Source organism: Olsenella phocaeensis (assembly GCF_900120385.1).
Lineage (GTDB): Bacteria > Actinomycetota > Coriobacteriia > Coriobacteriales > Atopobiaceae > Olsenella_I > Olsenella_I phocaeensis.
Window position 1 is genome coordinate 1 of record NZ_LT635520.1, and the last position, 5724, is coordinate 5724.

General features: G+C 63.0%; 10 protein-coding genes. 7 read left to right on the forward strand and 3 right to left on the reverse strand.

Annotated elements, in window-relative coordinates; translation table 11 throughout:
- Positions 1-55 precede the first annotated feature (55 nt).
- Entirely contained in the window at positions 56-535 is a 480-nt protein-coding gene (locus BQ7388_RS10770) for a YaiI/YqxD family protein (RefSeq protein ID WP_072500660.1), read from the forward strand.
- Positions 536-550: 15 nt separating this feature from the next.
- Here BQ7388_RS10770 and BQ7388_RS10775 read toward each other — a convergent pair whose 3' ends face one another.
- Both BQ7388_RS10775 and BQ7388_RS10780 read right to left on the reverse strand, forming a co-directional pair.
- The gene (locus BQ7388_RS10775) at positions 551-1273 is read right to left on the reverse strand and encodes a HipA domain-containing protein (RefSeq protein WP_072500661.1); all 723 of its coding nucleotides are present in this window, start codon (positions 1271-1273) and stop codon (positions 551-553) included.
- A 64-nt stretch (positions 1274-1337) separates the two neighbouring features.
- Positions 1338-1559: a helix-turn-helix transcriptional regulator gene (locus BQ7388_RS10780; protein ID WP_009278797.1), complete on the reverse strand. Its 222-nt coding sequence runs from the start codon at positions 1557-1559 to the stop codon at positions 1338-1340.
- 303 nt (positions 1560-1862) lie between these two features.
- Between BQ7388_RS10780 and BQ7388_RS10785 the strand changes: the two genes are divergently transcribed.
- On the forward strand, positions 1863-2123 hold the full coding sequence (locus tag BQ7388_RS10785) for an autorepressor SdpR family transcription factor (protein ID WP_009278798.1): 261 nt from the start codon (positions 1863-1865) through the stop codon (positions 2121-2123).
- 6 nt (positions 2124-2129) lie between these two features.
- Positions 2130-2807 carry an SdpI family protein gene (locus tag BQ7388_RS10790; RefSeq protein ID WP_072500662.1) on the forward strand — a complete coding sequence of 226 codons (678 nt, stop codon included), beginning with the start codon at positions 2130-2132 and terminating at the stop codon, positions 2805-2807.
- Positions 2808-2973: 166 nt separating this feature from the next.
- Here the strand turns inward: BQ7388_RS10790 and BQ7388_RS10795 are convergent, their stop codons facing one another.
- On the reverse strand, positions 2974-3339 hold the full coding sequence (locus BQ7388_RS10795) for a YbaN family protein (protein WP_072500663.1): 366 nt from the start codon (positions 3337-3339) through the stop codon (positions 2974-2976).
- Between the two features lie 406 nt (positions 3340-3745).
- On the opposite strand from BQ7388_RS10795, the gene BQ7388_RS10800 reads away from it, so the two are divergent.
- The 4 genes from BQ7388_RS10800 to BQ7388_RS10815 form a co-directional block, all read left to right on the forward strand.
- Positions 3746-4153: a hypothetical protein gene (locus BQ7388_RS10800; RefSeq protein WP_129583267.1), complete on the forward strand. Its 408-nt coding sequence runs from the start codon at positions 3746-3748 to the stop codon at positions 4151-4153.
- Positions 4153-4647 (forward strand): type II toxin-antitoxin system VapC family toxin, encoded by a 495-nt coding sequence (locus BQ7388_RS10805; RefSeq protein WP_072500665.1) that lies wholly within the window; start codon positions 4153-4155, stop codon positions 4645-4647. Before BQ7388_RS10800 ends, BQ7388_RS10805 begins: the two co-directional genes overlap by 1 nt.
- Before the next feature lie 155 nt (positions 4648-4802).
- A complete protein-coding gene (locus BQ7388_RS10810) occupies positions 4803-5030 on the forward strand; it encodes a hypothetical protein (RefSeq protein WP_072500666.1) in 228 nt (75 codons plus the stop codon).
- Between the two features lie 149 nt (positions 5031-5179).
- Positions 5180-5724 (forward strand): iron-containing alcohol dehydrogenase (locus tag BQ7388_RS10815; RefSeq protein ID WP_234946963.1); only part of this gene is annotated, 545 nt, incomplete at its 3' end.

A 5724-nucleotide genomic window follows, 5' to 3' on the forward strand; every position in this document is an offset into this window, starting at 1 on the left:
CCCCGCAACGGCCCGACGGCACGCCCATCCCGCGCGCCCAGGCGAGAGGAGCCGCATGACCACGCTGTACATCGATGCGGACGCGTGTCCCGTGACGGCCGACGCTCTTGCCGTGGCGCGCAGGCGCGGCGTGCCCGTGGTAATCGCCGGCAACAGTACGCAGAACCTGGAGCGACATGTCAGGCGAGACGACCCCCGCGACGTCGCTCACGCCCGTCGCGGCTTCTGGGTGGACGTGCTCGCGGTCTCCGTCGGGGCGGACAGTGCGGACTTCGCCATTACGGAGCGCTTGGAGCCGGGGGACATTGTGGTGACCCAGGACATCGGCCTGGCGGCGATGGTCCTGGGCAGGGGCGCCGCCGCCATCGGGGTGCGCGGTCGCGTGTTCGACAGGGCGACCATAGACATGGAGCTCTTCATCCGGTACGAGGAGAAGAAGGTCCGCCGTGCGGGTGGCCGCACCAAGGGACCGGCGGCCTTCGCTTCGGAGGACCGTGCGCGCTTCCGCCACAACCTGGAGGGTCTGCTGGAGTAGGAAACCACATCCACGTTATCGTTGCGCGAAGCTCTCCAATGTCGCCTTCCTGGGAAGCATGTCTGCGATCAGATTCTCGGCGTCGTAGGCGAGCGCTTCGAACCCTGTTCGGGCCTGCCTTTCTCCCTCTTCGTCAATGCTTCGAGGAAGTGCATCGCACAGTTCCTTGGCAGTGCGGCGTAGGAGCTCTTCGCTGATGCCAAGCTCGTTCGCCAGTTCCACGAAGTCCTCGGGTATGACCTCGTCGATTATGCCGTGGCGTCCGATTCGCATCCCCATCTGCCTGCTGAAGCGATCGAAGAGCGTGGTCGGAACGATGTCATAGGCCGGAGCGAGCCTTGTCCATGCCCCCTCGTGCATGAGCGAGAGGTTTTTGAGGTGGTTGTCGCAGTTTCCTACCAGATAGTTGAGCAGCATGATGCGGGCAAGGCCCTGTATGTCCCTAAGCGGCTGAGAGGAGTGATTCCGCAGCAGGTGCGCTATGGCGCTCGCACTGCTTGGGTCAAGCTCCGCATACTTTGACCCGGGATAGATTCCCAGCGACTGGGCGAGGTCTTCTTGGTGGAGCCTTCGCACCGCCAGCCTTCCGTCCTCGAGGACCGTTGTCTGTCGATCAAACCGCTCGACGCAGATGGCGAGTCGGCCTCTTCCCAAGGCGATGAGCTCGACCTTGGGTACAATCGGCGAGGTATGGGCGTGAGTATTCGAGTTGTCGCGTGCTGAGGTCGATTTCTCCAACTACCAGGGTGCTCGATCCGCCATGGCGCAGAATCCGGAGCTTATTTCCATGTGTTGGCATGACTTACCCCCTCGTCCGCGCGAACAGGTCGATGCCGAGCATGCGGGCGACTTGGGTCACCTTGTCGAACTCCGAGCTGCCCTTGCCGCGCTCGAGCTTCGAGACGAAGGTGATTCCCACGCCCGAGCCCTCGGCGAGCTCGGCCTGGGTGAAGCCCTGCTCCTTGCGCGTGGACCTTATGAGGGCGCCGAGGTCCCTTGCGTTGGTGACGCGCGTCTCTGGCATCGCCGCTCCTCTCGAATGCGCTCGCATCAATTATAACGAAAGCTAATAGATTTTGTGCGTTCGCATCAATTCAGGCGAGAAGAGCTGAATTTAGTGCGTACGCATTGATTCTCGTCTGCCCAGACGACGATGTTCCCAGGAGTTCCAGGACGCCGCAACGCCTTTTCGTGCCACTTACGCATTCGTGCCATTCACGCCCTCGTGCGACTTGCGTTCCCGCTTGACTTCGGGCCGCGTCGCGCGCATACTCTCGTCCAGTAATTAGTCATTTGGATAAATATCAAAACGAGGAGGTAAGAGCCAATGGCGGGGGAGGCATTCAAGGCGCTCTCGGACCCGACGCGGCGGCGTATCCTAGAGCTCCTGCGTGCGGGTGACCTCAGCGCGGGGCAGATTGCCGAGCAGTTCGACATCTCGAAGCCCTCGATCAGCAACCACCTGGGCATCCTGCGCTCGGCGGGCCTGGTGAGCTCGGAGCGCCAGGGCCAGAGCATCGTCTATCACCTCAACATGACTGTGCTGCAAGAGGTCATGGAGTGGTTCTACTCGTTTGGAGAGAGGTAGGTCGCAATGGCGGTCAAGAGGCATTCGCGGCGCTTCGTCTATGTGCTGGCTGCGGTCGCGCTCGTCAACTTCGTGGCGCATCTGCTGGTGTATCCCAGCCTTCCGGAGCAGGTCCCCACGCACTGGGGGGCATCCGGCGCGGTCAACGGCTTTGGGCCCAGGTACATGGCGCTCATACTGGCGGCGCTGCCGTTCCTGTTTCTGCTGCTGTTCCGCGTGATACCGTCCATCGACCCACGTCGGGAGGGCTACGAGCGTTCCTGGGGCGTGTGGCGTGGCTTCGTCTGCGGGTTCAGCCTGTACATGATGGCGTTCAGCTGGGTCACCGAGGCGACGGTCTTCGGACTCATCCCCGAGGGGAGCGGCCTGGTCGGGAGCCTGACCTTCGCGGGGCTGGGCGTCCTGTTCGTGGCCCTGGGCAACTACATGCCGCGCGTGCGCCAGAACTACACCTTCGGTGTGAAGACCCCCTGGGCACTGGCGGACGAGCACAACTGGGACCGCACCCAGCGCATGGGCGGCATCGTCAGCGTGGTGTGGGGCGCGGCGATGCTCGCGTTGGCTCTGTTCGCGGGAGCGCTTGGCGGCGAGCTGCTCGTTGGTCTCCTCGTCGCGCTGATCCTGGGAGGCACGGCCTGGCTGTACCTGTACTCGTACCTGGTGTTCGTGGGGAGGCTGCGGTAGGGGAGACGGGCAGGGGAGAGGGTCCTGGTCGCGTTGACTGGCAACCACGTCGGAACCGAATCGTTCAGAACTCGCCTGAGAGCGCACGATCTTGAAATCTCGGGCGAGTTCTGAACGACGCCCTTGCCTGCGACCCCGCCCGGAGGAGTGGCGGGGCCAGCCCCACCTACTCCTCGGGCAGGCTCCTGATTACTCCCATGAAGTAGACGACGTGCCCCAACCAGACGACGCCCAGGACCATGCGGGCCCAGAGCGAGTGCATCATGACGAAGCCGATGCCCATGAGCAGCGTGACCATCGCCATGACGCGCAGCTTGGCGGCCCGCTTCATGCCCCTCTCCTGCACGTAGCTCCGGAGGTTCTTCTGATAGAAGCCCGTGCCCACGAACCAGTCGTGCAGCCTCTGCGAGCTGCGCGAGAAGCAGTAGAGGGTCACGAGGAAGAACGGGACGCTCGGCAGGATGGGTAGGACGACCCCCAGCGTCCCCAGGGCGAGCGTGACGCATCCGACGGCGATGTAGACGTACCTCATGGGTTCCCCTCTGCGTGTATGCCTTGGCTAACAAAACAGAAGCCTAGTGCATGCGCGTGAGTTCTCCAAATTTGCCTATGCGGGCGACGATACCGGGCGCCCTGGGTCTGTCCGGGCGTCGCTCGGGCACGGACCGGCGGTTCTCCGGCCTGTTGACATCGCGGGATGCGGTAACTTCGAGGGCAACCAGATAGAGATCACGGTGTAGTCGCGCCGCGATGGGTGAAGTTCGAATCGCCTGCGCATGCACGTTCGTCGTGGTCACATCCGCGCGGGCATGTCCGGCGCGCGACCTTGCGGACCCTGTTTCTCAGATGTTCCTGACTCCTCGACCAGAGCGCCTGCGCTATACATATGCTATCTTTGCTATACGAGCATTTGTCACAGTGCGAGGTGAGGTGGGAAGGTGGATGTCATGGTGGTCCAGATGAACACTCGCATTGACGCCTTGCTGAAGGAGCGAGGGGACAAGGTCCTCATGAAGGCTGGTCTCACGCCAACCAAGGCGGTCCGAGGCCTGTGGGAGCTCGCCGTGAGACATGAGGAGGAACCGGAGCTGCTGGCAGAGGTTCTTTCTGGTGCGAGCCTCCTGCCTCCCAAGACGGAGGGAAGTGCTTCTTCCGGTGTGGCTGACCGGCTTGCGGCGCTCCACGAAGGATGGGACATCGTTCGCAATTCGGGCCTCTCTGCCAGGGCGGTTGAGTTCTGCCTCTCTGATGCGACCCCGCTTGAGGAGCTACGCGAACGAGCGGCGCGGGAGCGGCTAGGCCATGCTGCCGGCCCGGATGCGGATGCGCCAAAGGTGTCGGAATAATGCAGCGACCCAGCAGGCTCCTCCTTGACATCAACGTTTGGATTAACAACTACCTGGGCAGTCGTCCTGGTCATGACGCGGCGCGAGACCTCATTACCTTTGCCCTCGAGCGCGAGCTGGAGCTGTACTTCTCCATCTCGTCAGCAGCAGACATCTTCTACCTGCTGAAGACCGAGTTCAAGATTTGCTCTCGCAGGGCGGACGGCGAGCTCACGGAATCTGCGGCGCTCGCGGCAACGAATGCGGCATGGGCGTGCGTCAGGAACATGCGTCAGCTCGCGATGCCGGTGGGGCTCGACGCATCTGACTGCTGGTATGCAGACAAGCTGCAGGTGGTGCACCCTGATTTCGAGGATGACCTCATCATGGCCGCAGCTCAGCGCATTCACGCGAGCTACCTCGTCACAGAGGACAAGGCGCTGATCCAGAACGCGGTGGTGCCCTGCGCCAGCCCGGACCGACTGCTTTCCCTGCTTCAGGCGCTGGAGGCATAGCCTCGGCAAAGCCTGCATGACGGCGGAGCAGTCCAATCCGTCCAAGCGCTCGGGCTTTGACGTGAACTTGCCGGATGGCATTTGTTGACACGAGGCTTTGGGCGAGAATGGATGCCCGCAGGCAAGCGAGAGGACTGGCCCCAAGGAGGACGCGCATGAACATGCCGCAGAAGATGTTCCACGACTTTGCGATGGGCATGGTCAAGGACGAGAGGCGCGACGATGCCGAGCGCCTGATGGAGGAGGGCTTCGCCCGCCAGGACGCGGGAACCTTCGACGCGGCCTACCTCGCCTCCGTGACGCCGACCTACCTGGACGTCGTGAAGGAGGACCAGGTGGAGAAGGTCAGGGCGGCAATCGCGAGCTACGCCGCGCGCCTCTAGGGGACCCCGCCAGGCAGACGAGGTCCCCTTGTCCAAGCCAGTGAATAAATCCGGGGCATATAGTTGCCGAACGCGGCAAGTCGCCCGCAATTGTTGCCCTAACATGTATTGCTGCCGGCCGCCGGACGGCGTCGGCGACATCATCCGCCATGACTGAATCGAGGATTGTCATGAAGCGTCTGCGTGCGATGCGTGAGCCTCTGAAGTACGTCCAGGGCAAGGGTGCCCTCCTGAAGTTCCAGGAGGAGATGGGCTACATGGGCAAGCGCTGGCTGTTCGTGTGCTCCAACAGCGGCTACAAGGCCTGCCACGACAAGATCGAGCAGAGCTTCGGCGACGCCGACGACTACCGTCGCTACGAGGTCTTCGGCGGCATCTCCAGCAAGGGCGAGATCGCCAAGATGCAGGCGATCGTCGAGGCAGACAACATCGACGCCGTGGTTGCCGTCGGCGGCGGCTCCGCAGTCGACACCGCCAAGGCGACCGCCTACTACTCCGGCAAGAAGGTCGTCATCATCCCGACCGTCGCCGCGACCGACGCGCCCTGCACCGGCCTCTCCGTCATCTACAACGACGACGGCAGCTTCGACAAGTACCTCTTCTATCCCGAGAACCCCGCCGCTGTCATGGTCGACACCCAGGTCATCGCCGACGCACCCGTGCGCTTCCTCGTGGCGGGCATGGGGGTCGACCC